Origin of the sequence: Qipengyuania sp. YIM B01966, from assembly GCF_016461955.1 — a bacterium.
Lineage (GTDB): Bacteria > Pseudomonadota > Alphaproteobacteria > Sphingomonadales > Sphingomonadaceae > QFOP01.
Map to the genome: position 1 here is coordinate 517,081 of NZ_JADMNM010000001.1, position 16,098 is coordinate 533,178.

The window sequence follows — 16,098 nt, forward strand, 5'->3', positions numbered from 1 at the left end:
TTTATGCGACAGGCGCGGCGATGACTTGGGCCTCCTTCCCATGACAGCGCACAAGCCTGGCGATCCGACCACGCTTAACCGGCTCTATGGCCGCGCCAAGGGCAAGCCCTTGCGCGCCGGTCAGCAGGCGCTGGTTGATCATTTGCTGCCGCAGATCGCCGTGCCGGCCGATGGCCCGGTCACGGCCGAGCGCCTGTTTGGCGAGCGGCGGCCGATGCATTTCGAAATCGGCTTCGGGGCGGGCGAACACCTCGCTTTTCGCGCCGATTTGCTGCCCGATCACGGCTTCATCGGGGCCGAGCCGTTCCTCAACGGGGTGGCGCAGGCGCTGGTTCATGTGAAGGACGGCGCGCTGGCCAATGTCCGGTTGCATCATGGCGATGCGCTGGAGGCGCTGGACCGGGTGCCTGACGGATCGCTCAGCTTCATCTACCTGCTCCATCCCGATCCGTGGCCCAAGGCCCGCCATGCCAAGCGGCGGATGATGAATGACGGCCCGGTGCGGCTGTTCGCCGCCAAGCTGAAACCCGGCGGCGAACTGCGCTTCGGGACCGATCATGCAGTCTATCTGCGCCATGCGCTGATGGTGATGCGCCGGCACCGCGACGCGTTCGAATGGCTGGTCGATGGCCGGAACAGCTGGGAGAACCGCCCCGGCGGCTGGTGCGAAACCCGTTACGAGGCGAAGGCGCGGAACGTCTACGGCCACGAGGTGTGGTATTTCCGCTATCGCCGGCGCGAAGAAAGCGTTGCTGGCCGGCCTGCCGCGATCTGCTAAAATCCCGCCGAACGGCAGAGGAATCCGGCGGCGATGGATCTCGGGATCGACTTCAGCGCGATCGACTGGGCAGCGGTCTGGCCGTTCATTCTGGTCGGGTTTGCCGCGCAACTGGTCGATGGCGCGCTGGGGATGGCGTTCGGGGTCATTTCCAGCACGCTGATGGTCGGGGTGATCGGCGTGCCCCCCGCCCTCGCCTCGCAGCGCGTGCACATTGTCGAATGTTTCACCACCGCAACCTCGGGTATCAGCCACCTGATCCATCGGAACATCGACGGTCGGCTGTTCGCGCGGCTGGTGGTACCCGGCATGATCGGCGGCGCGACCGGAGCCTATCTGCTCAGTTCGATCGACGCGGGCGTAATCAAGCCGTTCGTGCTGCTTTATCTCGCCGGCGTCGGCCTTTGGCTGCTGGCGCGGGGGTTACTCTATCCACCCAAATTGCGTCCGGCGCGCTTTGTCGCGCCCTTGGGACTGCTTGGCGGTTTCCTCGACGCGGCGGGCGGCGGCGGCTGGGGGCCAGTGGTGACGAGCAACCTGCTGATCCAGGGTGCCGAACCGCGCAAGGTCGTGGGCACGGTTAATGCGGCCGAGTTCTTTCTGACCGTGACCATCTCGGCCACCTTCATCTATCACCTCGGCGTAGCCGACCTTGCCGGGGCGACTCTCGGCCTGCTGATCGGCGGGGTTGCGGCGGCACCGCTCGGGGCGATCGCGGCCAAGCGGGTCTCGCCCAAGGTAATGCTGGTCGCGGTCGGCATCGTGCTGACCGCCACCAGCCTCTACGGCGTGTGGAGCGCGTGGGGCTGAGCGCCGCCTAGCCGACCACGCCCGCCGCGGCGAGCACTGCGAGGGTCAGGATGTCGGGTGCAATCGCAGTCATCGGGACGATCTGGACCGGTTTCTGCATCCCGATTAGCATCGGGCCGATGGTGGCATTGCCGGCGAGTTCGCGCAGCAGCTTGGCGCTGAGATTGGCGCTTTGCAGCCCCGGCATGATCAGCACATTGGCCGGCCCCGACAGGCGGCTGAAGGGATAGAGCGCCATGACCCTGGGATTGAGCGCGGCATCAGGGGCCATCTCGCCTTCATACTCGAAATCTGCGCCCTCTTCATCGAGCAGGTGGACGGCATCACGGATGCCCTCGAGCCAGCGGCCCGGGGGGTTGCCGAAGGTCGAATAGGACAGGAACGCGACGCGCGGCTCATGCCCGAAACGGCGGGCCACGGTAGCCGTTTCGCGCGCAATATGCGCCAGCTCGGCCGCGCTGGGGCGTTCGTTGATGGTCGTGTCGGCGAGGAACACGGTGTAATTCTTGCCGATCATCAAATGGATGCCAAAGGGCAGCGCGCCGGGCTTGGGATCGAGCACTCGGCTCACTTCGCGCATGGTGGTGGCAAAGGTGCGGGTGGTGCCGCTGATCAGCGCATCCCCGTGCCCGAGCGCCACCAGCAGGCTGGCAAAGGTGTTGCGATCCTGGTTGACCATCCGCCGCACGTCGCGCTCGGTATAGCCGCGCCGTTGCAGCCGCGCGTAAAGAAAAGCGACCATGTCGGGGACCAGTTCGCTCTCGAGCGAGTTGTGGATCTCGAAGCTGTCCGGGTCGTCGACCTGCAATTCGACCAGCTTGTCGCGCACTTTGGGCGTGCGCCCCACCAGAACCGGGATGCCATATCCGAAATCGCGAAACTGAATCGCGGCGCGCAGCACGACATCCTCTTCCGCTTCGGCGAAAACCACGCGCTTCGGATTTGCCCGCGCGTCCTCGTAAATCCGCGTCAGGATTGCCGTGGTGGGGTTGAGACGGGCTTTCAGCCGGTGGGCATATTCGGCAAAATCGGTAATCGGCGCCTGCGCCACCCCGGTGTCCATCGCCGCCTGCGCCACCGCGCTCGATACCCGTTCCATCAGCCGCGGGTCGAACGGCGCGGGGATGATGTAATCGCGGCCGAACTGGTGCTGCACGCCATAGGCTGCGGCGACCTCGTCGGGCACGCGCTCGCGCGCCAGCTCGGCAATGGCGCGCGCGGCGGCAATCTTCATCTCCTCGTTGATAGTGGTGGCCTGCACGTCGAGCGCGCCGCGGAAGATGAACGGGAAGCCCAGCACGTTGTTGACCTGATTGGGATAATCGCTGCGGCCCGTGGCAATGATCGCATCGGGGCGCACCGCCCGCGCCTCTTCAGGGAGGATTTCCGGCACCGGATTGGCCATTGCGAAGATGATCGGCTGGGAAGCCATGTCATCGACCCATTCGGGCTTCAGAGCGCCGGCCGCGCTGAGGCCGAGGAACACATCGGCCCCGCGCAGCGCCTCTTCCAGCGTGCGCGCCTGGGTGGGAACGGCGTGCGCACTCTTCCACTGGTCGACATCGGCGCGGCCGGGATAGATCGGCCCCTTGCGGTCACAGACAATGACGTTCTCGTGCCGCACGCCCATCGCCTTGATCAGCGCGGTGCAGGCGAGCGCACTGGCGCCCGCGCCATTGACCACCATCCGCACGTCTTGCAGCTTGCGCCCGGTCAGATAACAGGCATTGATTAGGCCGGCGGCGGCGATGATCGCGGTGCCGTGCTGATCGTCATGCATCACCGGAATGTTCATCCGTTCGCGCAAAGCCTGCTCGATCACGAAACATTCGGGCGCGGCGATATCCTCGAGGTTGATGCCGCCAAAGCTCGGCTCCATCAGCGCCACCGCATTGATGAACGCCTCGGGGTCTTCGGTATCGAGTTCGAGGTCGATCGCATCGACATCGGCGAAGCGTTTGAACAGCACCGCCTTGCCTTCCATCACCGGCTTGGAAGCGAGCGCGCCGAGATTGCCCAGGCCGAGGATCGCGGTGCCGTTGGAAATCACCGCCACCAGATTGGCCCTGGCGGTATAGCGCGCGGCATCGGCGGGATTGGCAGCAATCGCCTCGACCGGGGCGGCGACCCCCGGCGAATAGGCCAGCGCCAGATCGCGCTGGGTGGCCATCGGCTTTGACGGCACGATCTCGATCTTACCCGGCCGGATCGTCTCGTGATAAAACAGCGCCTCGCGATTGGTGAAACTGGTCTGCTTGTCCTCGGACACGGGGTCTGCCTTCCTTGCTATGCCGCTCGCACCCCTGCCCTACCGCGTCCGGCGCGCGGGGGATAGGGCGCGGTGCAGGTGTTACGAATCGCTGGCGTGCGCGCTAGGCCGGGGCGATGGCCGGCACCCCCACCCCGATGATGACGCAATATCTGGCGCTCAAGGCCGAGGCCGGCGATTGCCTGCTGTTCTACCGGATGGGCGATTTCTTCGAGCTGTTTTTCGACGATGCGAAGCGGGCGGCGCAGGTGCTCGACATCGCACTGACCAGCCGGGGCGAGCATGACGGCGCGCCGGTGCCGATGTGCGGGGTGCCGGTCCATGCGGCGGAAGGCTATCTCGCCCGGCTGATAAGGGCCGGCTGCCGGGTGGCGATTGCCGAACAGGTCGAAACGCCCGACGAGGCCAAGGCCCGCGCCCGGCGAGAAGGGACGCCCTCGTCGAAGGCGCTGGTGGCGCGCGATATCGTTCGCTTCGTCACCGCCGGCACACTGACCGAAGAGGCGCTGCTCGAACCGCGCCGGGCCAATGTGCTGGCAGCGGTCTGCACGGTGCGCGGTGCGGTCGGCATCGCCAGCGTCGATATTTCGACCGGGCGGATGGAGCTGGAAGAATGCGCCGAGGACGCGCTGGGAGCCGCGCTGGCGCGCATTGCCCCGAGCGAGCTGGTAGCCCCCGACGACTGGCCCGAAGCGCCTGAGGAAGCATCCTCGCGCCCCAGGCGGGCCTTTGCCAGCGAGGCGGGCGAGGCGCGCTTACAGGCGGTGCACGGGGTCGCCGCGCTCGATGCGTTTGGCAGCTTTACCCGGCCGATGCTGGCGGCGGCAGGCGGGCTGATCGCCTATCTCGACCATGTCGGGCGCGGCACGCTGCCACTGCTGCTGCCGCCGGTTGCGCGACCGGCTGAAAGTGCGCTGGCGATGGACGGGGCGACCCGCGCCAGCCTCGAAATCCTCGCCGCGCAGGGCGGCGGGCGGGCGGGCAGCTTGCTGTCAGCGGTCGATCGCTGCGTCACCGGCGCCGGCGCGCGGTTGCTGGCCGATGATCTCGCCGCGCCGCTGACCGACCGCTCGGGAATCGAGGATCGGCTGGCGCTGGTCGGCTGGCTGCATGACGATCCGCTCTTGCGCGCCGAACTGCGCGAAGCGCTACGCGCGATGCCCGATATCGGCCGCGCGCTGGGGCGGATCGTCGCCGGGCGCGGGTCGCCGCGCGATCTGGGCCAATTGCGCGACGGGCTGGTTGCCGCGCGGAGCGTCGGCAGTCTGCTCGGCGAGCGCGGCGAACTGCCTGCCTTGCTCGGTGCGGTGCTCCCGGCGCTGGGCGGGCATGGCGAGCTGACCGACTGGTTGAGCCGCGCCCTGGTGCCCGCCCCGCCGACCGAGCGCGGGCAAGGCGGCTTCATCGCCGAGGGCTATGATGCCGCGCTTGACGAATTGCGCTCCGTATCGGGCAATGCGCGGCGGGCGATTGCCGCACTCGAGGCGCGCTACCGCGAGCAGACCGGCATTACCGCGCTGAAAATCCGCCACAATGGCGTGCTCGGCTATTTCATCGAGGTGCCGGCAGCCCGCGCCGATGCGCTGATGGCGGCCGATAGCGGCTTTACCCACCGGCAGACGATGGCCGGGGCGGTGCGGTTCAACTCGTTGCAATTGCACGAGGAAGCGAGCCGGATTGCCGAGGCGGGTGGCCATGCGCTGGCCGCCGAACAGGCGCATTTCGAGGAATTGTGCGCAGCGGCCGCCGAGGCGCGCACGCCGATTGCCGCGACCGCTGCGACCGTCGCGCGGATCGACGTTGCCGCCGCGCTGGCCGAACGCGCCGCGGAAGGGGGTTGGAGCCGGCCAACCGTCGATGACAGCACCGCGCTCAAGATCACCAAGGGGCGCCACCCGGTGGTCGAGAGCGCCCTTATCGGCACCGGCGAGCGGTTTGTCGCCAATGACTGCCACCTGACGGCCGACAACCGCCTGTGGCTGCTCGGCGGGCCCAACATGGGCGGCAAATCGACCTTCCTCAGGCAGAACGCGCTGATCGTGCTGCTGGCGCAGGCGGGCAGCTTCGTCCCGGCGGAGGAAGCGCATATCGGGCTGGTCGACCGTCTGTTCAGCCGGGTCGGCGCGGCCGACAATCTGGCGCGCGGGCGGTCGACCTTCATGGTCGAGATGGTGGAGACCGCGTCGATCCTCGCCCAGGCGACCACGCGCAGCTTCGTCATCCTTGACGAGGTCGGGCGCGGCACTTCGACCTATGACGGGCTGGCGCTGGCCTGGGCGGTGGCCGAGGCGGTTCATGATAATAATCGCAGCCGCTGCCTGTTCGCGACCCATTATCACGAGCTGGCGCGGCTGGCGGAACAATGCGACGCGCTTACCCTCCACCATGTCCGCGCGCAGGAATGGAAGGGAGAGCTCGTGCTGCTGCACGAGGTCGCCGATGGGCCGGCCGACCGGTCTTATGGCCTCGCCGTTGCGCGCCTGGCGGGGGTGCCGGCCGCCGTTATCAAGCGCGCCAAGGTGATCCTCGACCGGCTGGAGAAAGGCCGCGCCGAAACCGGCGGCCTTGCCGCAGGGCTAGGCGATCTGCCGCTATTCGCCGCCGCGAGCGAGGCCGAAGAAGCCGCCTGCGACAGTCTGCGCGAACGCTTGCAGGCGCTCGACATTGACGCGCTTGCCCCGCGCGAGGCGCTCGAGCTACTGTACGAACTCAAGCGCGACGCCGCAGGTTAAGGTCAGCTGCCGTCGCCGCGCAGATCGTCCACCTTCGATGCGCGGCCGAGCGCATCGACATTGTCGTCGTGATTGTCGGACCCGGCGAATGCCGAATTGTCGATCCGGCCGCTGGTTTCCATCTGGTTCATGTGATCGACGAGATCCTGGATGTCGCCCTCCTCGCCGCTGGCAGACGGGGCTTTCGCCGAGCCGCTGTCGGTCTCGGCGCCGGGCTCCTCGATCTGCACGCCGGCGCGGTGCAGGCGCAGCGCTTCGTCCGCCAGCGTCTGGGCCTGGGCCGGTTCGTCATTCTGTTCGCGATTTTCGTTTTCGGGCGCCAGACCTGCGGTTTGCGCGTTCTCGCCAGCAAATTCGGTCGGGCGCTGCTTGTCGTTATCGGCCATCGGGAAATCTCCTTCGCCGATGAACCGCCGCGCGGCCCGCGCGGTTCCCGTCAGCGGGTGGGAACCGGCGCCTCGCCCGAATAATCGTAGAAACCACGGCCGGTCTTGCGGCCCAGCCAACCGGCTTCGACATATTTCATCAGCAGCGGCGCAGGGCGATACTTGCTGTCGCCCGTGGTGTTATAGAGCACACGGACAATGTCGAGGCAGGTATCTAGCCCGACGAAATCCGCCAGTTCGAGCGGGCCCATCGGGTGGTTGAGGCCGAGCCGGCAACCCGTGTCGATATCGGCGATGCTGGCCGTACCCTGCCCGAGCACGAACACCGCCTCGTTAATCATCGGCAGGAGGATGCGGTTGACGACGAAGCCCGGCTCGTCCTCGGCCTGTACCACCTGCTTGCCCAGCGCCTCGGCAAAGGCGCGGGTGCGGGCGACGGTGTCGGGGCTGGTGGCAAGGCCCGGAATGACCTCGATCAGGCCCATCACCGGCACCGGATTGAAGAAATGGAGGCCGATGAACCGCGCGGGGTCGGGCGCGGCATTGGCCATGCGGGTGATCGGGATCGAGCTGGTATTGCTGGCAAGGATCGCGTCGGGCGCCAGCACCTCGCCCACCTTGCGGAAGATGCCGAGCTTGATCTCTTCCTTCTCGGTCGCGGCCTCGATCACCAGATCGGCATCGGCCATCGGGGTATAATCGGCCACCGCGGTAATCCGCCCGAGCGCCGCTTCGGCATCAGCCGCTTCGAGCTTGCCGCGCCCGACCAGCCGGGTCAGCGCCGCATCGACTGCCTCCCTCCCAGCTTTCGCGCGAGCCAGATCGACATCGGACAGCAGCACCTGAATCCCGTTCTGGGCGATGGTCTGGGCGATCCCAGTGCCCATCTGTCCCGCGCCGATGACCGCAACCGTCTTCATCCCCGTGTCCTTCGCAAGTGCAGCAAAGCCGGCGCCCTAGCGCGCCATTGACGGGCTGACTAGCGATTGGCGCCGGGAATCCACGTCACATCGGCGCGGCCGCCATCGTTGAGCTCGCGGGCGAGGACGAACAGATAGTCGGACAGGCGGTTCAGATAGGCGAGGGCCTGCGGATTGACCGGCTCGGCACCGGCGAGCGCGGTGACGGCCCGCTCCGCCCGCCGCACCGCCGCACGGGCCACATGGGTGCGGGCCGCTGCCTCGCTGCCGCCGGGCAGGATGAAGCTGGTCAGCGGTTCGAGCCGGGCGGTAGCCGCGTCAATCGCCGCCTCGAGCCACGCTACCTGCGGCGCGACGATGCGCAGCACCATTTCGGAAGGGGTAAAATCCGCGCCCGGCGTGGCAAGATCGGCGCCGCAATCGAACAGATCGTTCTGGATCCGCACCAGCGCATCGTGCGGGGCGCCGTCCACCCCGGTGGCGGCCAGCCCGATCGCGCTGTTTGCCTCGTCCACCGCGCCAATCGCCTCGATTCGCAAGCCATGCTTGGCCGTGCGCGAGCCATCGACCAGCCCGGTCGTGCCATCATCGCCGGTGCGGGTATAAATCTTGTTGAGCTTGACCACGCGGGGTTAGGATCAGCGCGCCAGCATCAGCAGCACGCCAACGACCACGATCGCCAGCGCCTGATATTTGATGCGCGCGAACATCATCTTGTTCTGCAGCAGCTGCATTTCGGTGGCATTTTCGCCCCGGCCAGTCTCGAGATCGATCTTGGTGCTTTTCATGAAGGCGACCACCCCGCGGACCAGCGAGACGACAACCATGATCATCAGCAGGATCAGCACGATGGTGAGAAAGGTGTTCATGGCTGCAATCTAGGGGACGCCGAGCGAAAAGCCAGCCGGCAAATCACCTTTTCGCAGACGCTGGGCAAGGGCGGTGCCATCTTCGCCCGCTGCCCGCCGCGCGGCCAGCGAGGGCGAGCCACGCGTCTTGGCAAGCTTGTCGCCGTCCGGGCCCAGTACCAGTGGATGATGGTGCCAGCGCGGCACGGGCAGATCGAGCAGCGCCTGTAGCAGTCGGTGGACGTGGCTCGCCGCGAACAGGTCCGCCCCGCGCGTAACGCAAGTAACGCCGTCCGCCGCATCATCGAGGACCACGGCCAGATGATAGGCCGCCGGCGCCTCTTTGGGCACCAGCACGACATCACCGAACAGCGCCGGATCGGCGTCCTGCTCGCCCGCCAACTCGTCGTGCCAGGTCAGCGGCCCGGTGCGGCGCATGGCCTCGGCCACGTCGAGGCGCCAGGCAACCGGAGCTTCGGGCGCAAGCGCCCGCTCCTTGCAGCTGCCGGGATAGATCGGCCCTTCCGGGCCGCTGGCGGTGGCGACAGCGGCAATCTCGCTGCGGGAGCAGGCGCAGGGGTAGAGCAGCCCTTCATCGCCCAGGCGCGCGGCCGCGGCGGCGTAGGCGGCGTGGCGCGCGCTTTGCGGGGCGACCTCGTGCCAGCCGAGCCCCAGCCACGCGAGATCCGCCCGCGCTTGCGCGGCATATTCGGCGCGGCTTCGAACAGGGTCGAGATCTTCGATCCGCAACACGAACCGCCCGCCGCGCGCAGCTGCCAGATCGTGCGCGACAATGGCTGACAGTGCATGGCCCAGATGCAGCGGGCCATTGGGGCTTGGCGCGAAGCGGGTGACCTCCATCTGCCCGCTCATATCGCGCGACTCGCGGCAAATCCTCATGAAAAGCGCCTGTGGATTGCGCCTGCGTCACAGGGTTGACGCAAAATCGCGCAAATGCTCCCTTCGAACCAATCGGGGAGGGACGCTGAGGTGTTCAAGGCCGAATTGATCGAACGGGCAGCCCGCTTCCGCAGTGCGGATGACGATCCGTACCGCGATCTCGGCTCGTGCCCGGCGCTGGTGCTGAACGCCGATTACACCCCGCTCTCCTATTACCCGCTCAGCCTGTGGCCGTGGCAGACCGCGATCAAGGCGGTGTTTCTCGAACGGGTCGATATCATCGCCAGCTACGATCGGCAGGTGCATTCGCCCTCGCTCGACATGAAGGTGCCGAGCGTGATTGCGCTTCGGCAATATGTCCGGCCGAGCGAATTTCCCGCCTTCACCCGCTTCAACCTGTTCCTGCGCGATCGCTTCGCCTGCCAATATTGCGGCGACGGGCGGCATCTGACCTTCGACCATGTGATCCCGCGCCGGCTGGGCGGGCGGACGAGCTGGGAGAATATCGCCACCGCCTGTGCGCCGTGCAACATGAAGAAGGGCGGGCGCACGCCCAAACAGGCGGGCATGAAGCTGGTCCAGCCGATCCGCCCGACCAGCTGGCAATTGCAGGAACGCGGGCGCGCCTTTCCGCCCAATTATCTGCACGAAACCTGGCGCGACTGGCTTTACTGGGACGTCGAACTGGAAGCCTGAGGGGCGCTGCCCGGCTGGCCCGGCTGCCCACGGTGCCCCGGATCTAGGGCCTCGATCATCGTCCGGTTGACCTCGATCAGATCGGCCGCGCTTTCCCGGCCCTGCATCACCGCGCTGCTATGGCGGTCAACCCACTGGCCGAGCGCGATAATCCCGGCGCGCAATTCGGCCGGCAGCGCATTGCCCGGCGCGGCGCAGGCGGCGCTGAACACGCCCCACATCTCGCGGTTGCGGTGGAGCGCAGGCATCAGTGCCGCGCCGCTCGCCCCTTGATCGATCGCGGCGGCGAACTCGCCGGTAATCTCGCGCATCAGCCGGTGTTCCGCCGCGCGCGGAGTTTCGGCAATCCGCATGGCCGAGCGGTAGGCATTCAGCGACATCCCGTGCTTCTCCTCATGCGGCCCGGCCGCTTCCCTCGCTTTTTAGGACAGCGGGCGCCCGGCAGGCGGCGCGCAAAAATCATCCGCCCGCCCCGCCCGTAGCCTCGCCCCTGCCCTATGATTTGCCCATCGGATCACCGGGCAACACGGCCCGGCTGCAAGGGGTATGGGCGCTGCTGCGATGCTGAACGGGGTCGGCTTTCTGATCATTCTGGCCTGCGTGTTCGGCGGCTTCCTGTGGAGCGGCGGCAAGATGGACATCGTGCTCCACGCCTTGCCGCACGAACTGACCGCGATCGGCGGCGCCTCGCTCGGCGCGTTTCTGGTGTCGAACTCGCTCGGAACGGTGAAGAAGGCCGGCAAGGGGGTGGTCCACGCCTTCAAGGGCGCGCGCTGGAAGGGGGATGATTACCGCGACCTGCTGACGCTGCTGTTTGCGCTCCTGACCACCTTTCGCACCGGCGGCGCGACCGCGATCGAGCCGCATCTCGACGATCCCGCCGAGAGCAGCCTGTTCGGCAAATATCCGCGCTTGCTGGGCGACCATCACCTGATCGAATTCGTCGCCGACTACCTCAGGATGATGACGGTCGATTTCACCGATCCGCACCAGATGGCCGAGGCGATGGACGCCGATATCGAGCGCCATCATCACGAGGCGCTGGCCCCGCAGCACGCGCTGCAGATCATGGCCGACGGCCTGCCCGCGATCGGCATCGTCGCCGCCGTGCTGGGCGTCATCAAGACCATGGGCTCGATCGACCAGCCGGCCGAAATCCTTGGCGGAATGATCGGCGGGGCGCTGGTCGGCACCTTCCTGGGCGTGCTGCTGGCCTATTGTTTCGTCGGGCCGCTCGCCTGGAAGCTGCTCGAGATCGTCGAGCAGGAAGCGCGGCCCTATCACATCGCCAAGACCGCGATCATCGGCTTCGCCCAGGGGCTGCCCATCCCGGTGGCGATCGAGATCGCCCGGCGGATGACCCCGGCCGACAACGCGCCGACTTTCCAGCAACTCGAAACCGCATTGGACGAGGCCAAGAATGATCTGCGACCTGCCACCGCCTGAGGGCGCGCTTGCCCTGCCGCCGCATCTCAATGCCGCCGCCGCCGAGGATCTGCGCGCCGCGCTGGTGCTCGCGCTCGACGGCGAGAGGCCGCCCGCGCTCGATGCCGCAGCAACGCTCAGCATCGGGCAGGCAGGGCTGCAACTGCTGCTCGCCGCACAGGCCGAGCAGCCGGCGCTGCGCGTGCACGGCGCCAGCGAGGGGCTGGCGGGACAGATTTCCGCGCTTCTCGCCCTGATCCGACCAACCGCCAGCGAAAGAGCCCGGCCATGACCACACGGATACTCGCGGTCGATGATTCACCGTCGATGCGGATGCTGTTGCGCGCTTCGCTGGCGAAGCAGGGCTTCGCGGTCGAGGATGCCGAGGACGGCGTCCACGGCCTCGAGAGGATGCACGAGGTTGCGCCAGACCTCCTCATCACCGACATCAATATGCCGCGGATGGACGGGTTCGAGCTGATCGAGGCGGTGCGGGCCGAGCCGCGCTTTCGCGGCACCCCGATCCTGGTCCTTTCGACCGAGTTTTCCGACGAGAAGAAGGCTCGCGCCCGCAACGCCGGGGCGACCGGCTGGATCACCAAGCCGTTCGACCCCGACAAGCTCGGCGCTGCGATCCGGAGGGTCTACCCATGAGCGAGCTGGAAGATATCCAGGCGATCTTCTTCGAGGAAGCCGAAGAAGGCCTCGCCACCGCCGAAGCCGGCCTTTCGGCCATGGCCGAAGGCGATGCCTCGCCCGATGTGATCGCCGGCGTCTTTCGCGCGGTCCATTCAATCAAGGGCGGCGCGGGGGCGTTCGGCCATGGGGGCCTGCAGGATTTCGCCCATGTGTTCGAGAACCTGCTCGACGAAGTCCGCGCCGGCCGGATTGCGGCTGACGATCGGGTCTGCCGCACCATGCTGGCCGCGTTCGACGTGCTGAGCGACCATGTCGCCGCCGCGCGCGGGCTGGGGCCGGCACCCGACGATGCGGCGATGCTGGCTGCATTGCAGCAGGCGCTGGGGCAAGGTGCGCCCTCGGCGCCAGCCGAACCGGTGGCGGACGAAAACGGCTTCACCCCGGTCGCCATCGACCTTGCCGACCTCGACAACGATCCGTTTGCGTTCGAGCCGGTCGCAGTCGCGCTCGACGATCTTGATGCGCCCGCATCTCAAACCGGCGCGTGGCAAATCACCTTCACCCCCTCGCCCGCCGCGCTGGCGCATGGCGGCGAGCCGCTGCTGGTCATCCGCGAACTCGAGCGGCTGGGCGCGCAGCTCACCGCCATCGACAGCGTGGTGCCGCCGCTGCGCGATCTCGACCCGGAAGGCGCCTATCTGACCTATCGGCTCGGCGCGCCCGCCGAATGCGACGAGGCGGCGCTGCGCGAATGCTTCGATTTCATGCCGCCCGATTGCAGCCTCACCATCGCCCGCGAGGAGGCGCCCGCACCTGCCGTTCTGGCCGCGCCGACGCTGGTGGTGGACAATGCCCAGCCGCCGCCGGACGCAGCGCCCGCCGCCCCGCCGCCGGCAGCCGCCAGCGATGGCGGCGTGCCGCAGTTGATCCGCGTCGATGTCGGCAAGCTCGACATGCTGCTCAACCTCGTCGGAGAGTTGGTGATCCGGAATTCGATCCTGTTCGACCGCCTCTCGCCCACCGACCAGCAGCGCGTCGAGCTGCCCGAACTGGCCCGGCTGACGCGCGAGATTCAGGACAATGTCATGTCGCTGCGCGCGCAGCCGGTGCGCCAGGCCTTCAGCCGCGTGCCGCGCATCGTGCGCGAACTGTGCGCCGATACCGGCAAGGAAGTCGATCTGGAGATGATCGGCGAGACCACCGAGGTCGACAAGGGCGTGATCGAAAAAATCGGCGAGCCGCTGACGCACATGATCCGCAACGCCGTCGATCACGGTATCGAGCCGCCGGCGCAGCGCGAGGCAGCAGGCAAGCCGCGCCGGGGCACGTTGCAGCTTTCCGCCGAGCAGAAAGGCGCGCGGATTTTTCTGCGCGTGCGCGACGATGGCCGCGGGATCGACCGCGCCCGCGTGCGCGCCAAGGCGATCGAGAAGGGCATCATCCCCGCCGACGCAATGCTGAGCGATGAGGAGATCGACAATCTCATCTGCGCCCCCGGCTTCTCCACCGCCGAGACGATTTCGAACATTTCCGGCCGCGGCGTCGGGATGGATGTGGTGCGCTCTAATGTCGAGGCGCTGGGCGGCCGGGTCGAGATCGCCTCGGTCCCCGGCGAGGGTACGACCTTCACCATGGTCCTGCCGCTGACGCTGGCGATCCTCGACGGGATGATCGTGCGCCTGTCGGGCCAGCGTTACGTGCTGCCGCTCGCCAGCGTGATCGAAACCGTGCGCCCCGAACCCGACCAGGTGCGCGCCGTCTCCACCGAAGGCGAGGTGATCGAATTGCGCGGCGATTATGTTCCCGTGCGCCGGGCGAGCGAGCTGTTCGGCTTCCCCCACCAGCGCGGCGCCTGCGAAGAGACGGTGGTGATCATCGTCGAGACCGAGGCGGGCCGCGTGGGCCTGCTGGTCGATACGATCGAGGACCGCCGCGAGGTGGTCATCAAGAGCCTCGACCAGAACCTCCACCCGATCCGCGGGCTCGGCGGCGCGACCATTCTGGGCGACGGTTCGATTGCCCTCATCCTCGATATCGATGCGCTGCTGGCCGCCGGCGGCGCGCAGAAATTTGCCCTGAAAGGACTGGCAGCATGAGCGAGCATGACAATGATCCCCGCCCGTCGGACATGAAGATCGTCACCTTCCGCCTGGGCGACCAGATGTTCGCCATTCCGATGGCCGCGCTGGTCGAAATCCGCGAATGGGAAGACCCGACCCCGCTACCCGGCGTGCCGCCGTTCCTCAAGGGCGTGACCAATCTGCGCGGCCATGTGGTGCCCGTGGTCGGGCTGGCCGAACGGCTCGGCTGGCCGCCCTCGGTGCTGCATGATCGCAGCTGCATCCTGGTGGTGACGATCGGCGACAAGCAGGCCGGTTTCCTGGTCGATGAGGTGGCCGATATCGTCGTTGGCCTGAGGCGGCTACCCACCCCCGCCGGCAAAGCTCTTCACCAGCGACCCGGCGACCAGCGCCCAGCCATCGACCAGCACGAAGAAGATGATCTTCATCGGCAGCGAGATGGTCGGCGGGGGCAGCATCATCATCCCCATCGCCATCAGCACTGCCGCCACGGCAAGGTCGATGATCAGGAAGGGCAACAGCAGCAGGAAGCCGATTTCGAACGCCCGCTTCAGTTCGGACACCATGAATGCGGGCACCAGCGTGGTCAGCTTGACCGCCGATGCCTCGACCGGGCGATCCTGGGCGAGGTCGGCGAACAGCGCCAGTTCTTCGCGGCCAACCTCGGCCAGCATGAACTGCCGGAACGGCGCGGCAGCTGCCTCGAATGCGCGCTCCTCGCTGATCTGCCCCTTGGTATAGGGCTCGATGCCCTGCTCCCAGGCGGTGGAAAAGGTTGGCGCCATGACGAAGAAGGAGAGGAACAGCGCCAGGCTGATGATCACCGGGTTGGGCGGCACACCGGGCGCGCCGAACCCGCTGCGCAGCAGCGACAGCGCGACCACGATGCGGGTGAACGAGGTCACGGTCATCAGGATCCCGGGCGCTAGGCTCAGCACGGTCAGCATCAGCACCAGCTGGATGACCTTGCCCGACATCGGCCCGCCGCTGCCAAGGTCGAGGCCCATGCCCTGTGCGTGCGCTGCCGCCGGAAGCAAGGCGATAGCGACAGCGATAGAAAGCGCGCCCGCGCGGCAGCGGCGCATCACGCCGCGTCCCGCCGCGCGTGCCACGCGGAGCTGAGCTGGAGGGCGAGCGGCAGCGGGCGCGGCGCGTAATCATCGGTCACCAGCGCAAGCGGCGTGGGCTTGGGGGCGGGCTCCGGCTCGGCCATCACCGCCGGCAGATCGCCCTCGCCCAGCACCGTCGCCTCATCGCCTGCCAGCAGGACGACATATTCGCGCGTGTCGGCGCGCAGCAGCACCACGCTCCGCTTGGGATCAAGCGCAAGGCGTTCGGCTACCTCCAGCCGCCGGCGTGCGCGCGGCGCGGCGATGCCGGCCAGCCCCGGCACGCCTGCGCCGAACCGGCGCAGCGCCCATACGCCGCCGCCCAGCAGGCCCAGCACCACGGCGAGCGCGCCCACTATCCGCATCAGCGAGACGAGGTCCATCAGGCTGCCCCCGCCCGGTGCGTTTCGGTGATCGCCAGCGCCATCGCCTCGGCATTCACCTCGACCTCGCCGCGCGCGACCATTCGGCCATTGACCATGGTCTGAGCCCCTAGATTTCCTCC

Annotated in this window: 17 protein-coding genes and 1 pseudogene; 9 read left to right on the forward strand and 9 right to left on the reverse strand. The window is 67.5% G+C overall.

Annotated features, from left to right (window positions below; translation table 11 throughout):
* Positions 1-40: 40 nt before the first annotated feature.
* Both trmB and ILT46_RS02625 read left to right on the forward strand, forming a co-directional pair.
* Entirely contained in the window at positions 41-778 is a 738-nt protein-coding gene (trmB, locus tag ILT46_RS02620; protein ID WP_199503036.1) for a tRNA (guanine(46)-N(7))-methyltransferase TrmB, read from the forward strand.
* A 33-nt stretch (positions 779-811) separates the two neighbouring features.
* Positions 812-1,588 (forward strand): sulfite exporter TauE/SafE family protein, encoded by a 777-nt coding sequence (locus tag ILT46_RS02625; RefSeq protein ID WP_199503037.1) that lies wholly within the window; start codon positions 812-814, stop codon positions 1,586-1,588.
* A gap of 7 nt (positions 1,589-1,595) precedes the next feature.
* On the opposite strand, the gene ILT46_RS02630 is transcribed toward ILT46_RS02625, so the two are convergent.
* The gene (locus ILT46_RS02630; protein WP_199503038.1) at positions 1,596-3,857 is read right to left on the reverse strand and encodes an NADP-dependent malic enzyme; all 2,262 of its coding nucleotides are present in this window, start codon (positions 3,855-3,857) and stop codon (positions 1,596-1,598) included.
* 116 nt (positions 3,858-3,973) lie between these two features.
* Here ILT46_RS02630 and mutS point away from each other — a divergent pair, with 116 nt between their 5' ends.
* The gene (gene mutS / locus ILT46_RS02635) at positions 3,974-6,589 is read left to right on the forward strand and encodes a DNA mismatch repair protein MutS (RefSeq protein ID WP_233396901.1); all 2,616 of its coding nucleotides are present in this window, start codon (positions 3,974-3,976) and stop codon (positions 6,587-6,589) included.
* Positions 6,590-6,591: 2 nt separating this feature from the next.
* Here mutS and ILT46_RS02640 read toward each other — a convergent pair whose 3' ends face one another.
* From ILT46_RS02640 to gluQRS, 5 genes are read right to left on the reverse strand one after another with little or no spacing between them, the layout of a single operon-like run.
* Positions 6,592-6,975: a hypothetical protein gene (locus tag ILT46_RS02640; RefSeq protein ID WP_199503039.1), complete on the reverse strand. Its 384-nt coding sequence runs from the start codon at positions 6,973-6,975 to the stop codon at positions 6,592-6,594.
* 50 nt (positions 6,976-7,025) lie between these two features.
* A complete protein-coding gene (locus ILT46_RS02645; RefSeq protein ID WP_199503040.1) occupies positions 7,026-7,895 on the reverse strand; it encodes a 3-hydroxybutyryl-CoA dehydrogenase in 870 nt (289 codons plus the stop codon).
* A 59-nt stretch (positions 7,896-7,954) separates the two neighbouring features.
* On the reverse strand, positions 7,955-8,521 hold the full coding sequence (locus ILT46_RS02650; protein WP_199503041.1) for a cob(I)yrinic acid a,c-diamide adenosyltransferase: 567 nt from the start codon (positions 8,519-8,521) through the stop codon (positions 7,955-7,957).
* A gap of 12 nt (positions 8,522-8,533) precedes the next feature.
* Positions 8,534-8,764, reverse strand: coding sequence for an HIG1 domain-containing protein (locus ILT46_RS02655; protein ID WP_199503042.1), 231 nt, complete (start codon positions 8,762-8,764; stop codon positions 8,534-8,536).
* Positions 8,765-8,773: 9 nt separating this feature from the next.
* Positions 8,774-9,643, reverse strand: coding sequence for a tRNA glutamyl-Q(34) synthetase GluQRS (gene gluQRS, locus ILT46_RS02660; RefSeq protein ID WP_370592298.1), 870 nt, complete (start codon positions 9,641-9,643; stop codon positions 8,774-8,776).
* A gap of 90 nt (positions 9,644-9,733) precedes the next feature.
* Between gluQRS and ILT46_RS02665 the strand changes: the two genes are divergently transcribed.
* Complete coding sequence (locus ILT46_RS02665) at positions 9,734-10,339, forward strand: HNH endonuclease (RefSeq protein ID WP_199503043.1); 606 nt, start codon at positions 9,734-9,736, stop codon at positions 10,337-10,339.
* Here ILT46_RS02665 and ILT46_RS02670 read toward each other — a convergent pair.
* Entirely contained in the window at positions 10,312-10,719 is a 408-nt protein-coding gene (locus tag ILT46_RS02670) for a flagellar biosynthesis regulator FlaF (RefSeq protein WP_199503044.1), read from the reverse strand. The genes ILT46_RS02665 and ILT46_RS02670 overlap by 28 nt on opposite strands.
* 181 nt (positions 10,720-10,900) lie before the next feature.
* Between ILT46_RS02670 and motA the strand changes: the two genes are divergently transcribed.
* The 5 genes and pseudogenes from motA to ILT46_RS02695 all read left to right on the forward strand — a co-directional run.
* Positions 10,901-11,785 (forward strand): flagellar motor stator protein MotA, encoded by an 885-nt coding sequence (motA, locus tag ILT46_RS02675; protein WP_199503045.1) that lies wholly within the window; start codon positions 10,901-10,903, stop codon positions 11,783-11,785.
* A complete protein-coding gene (locus tag ILT46_RS02680) occupies positions 11,760-12,056 on the forward strand; it encodes a hypothetical protein (protein ID WP_199503046.1) in 297 nt (98 codons plus the stop codon). The genes motA and ILT46_RS02680 overlap by 26 nt, the downstream gene beginning before the upstream one ends.
* Positions 12,053-12,418, forward strand: a complete 366-nt coding sequence (locus ILT46_RS02685) for a response regulator (RefSeq protein WP_199503047.1) — start codon at positions 12,053-12,055, stop codon at positions 12,416-12,418. The genes ILT46_RS02680 and ILT46_RS02685 overlap by 4 nt, the downstream gene beginning before the upstream one ends.
* Positions 12,415-14,499, forward strand: coding sequence for a chemotaxis protein CheA (locus tag ILT46_RS02690; RefSeq protein WP_199503048.1), 2,085 nt, complete (start codon positions 12,415-12,417; stop codon positions 14,497-14,499). Before ILT46_RS02685 ends, ILT46_RS02690 begins: the two co-directional genes overlap by 4 nt.
* Positions 14,496-14,810 (forward strand): annotated as a pseudogene (locus tag ILT46_RS02695) (chemotaxis protein CheW); the annotation flags it as partial. The gene ILT46_RS02690 and the pseudogene ILT46_RS02695, both read left to right, overlap by 4 nt.
* 15 nt (positions 14,811-14,825) lie before the next feature.
* Here ILT46_RS02695 and fliP read toward each other — a convergent pair.
* Both fliP and ILT46_RS02705 read right to left on the reverse strand, forming a co-directional pair.
* Entirely contained in the window at positions 14,826-15,569 is a 744-nt protein-coding gene (gene fliP, locus ILT46_RS02700) for a flagellar type III secretion system pore protein FliP (RefSeq protein WP_199503117.1), read from the reverse strand.
* Complete coding sequence (locus ILT46_RS02705; RefSeq protein ID WP_199503049.1) at positions 15,569-15,976, reverse strand: flagellar biosynthetic protein FliO; 408 nt, start codon at positions 15,974-15,976, stop codon at positions 15,569-15,571. Before ILT46_RS02705 ends, fliP begins: the two co-directional genes overlap by 1 nt.
* Positions 15,977-16,098: the final 122 nt, after the last annotated feature.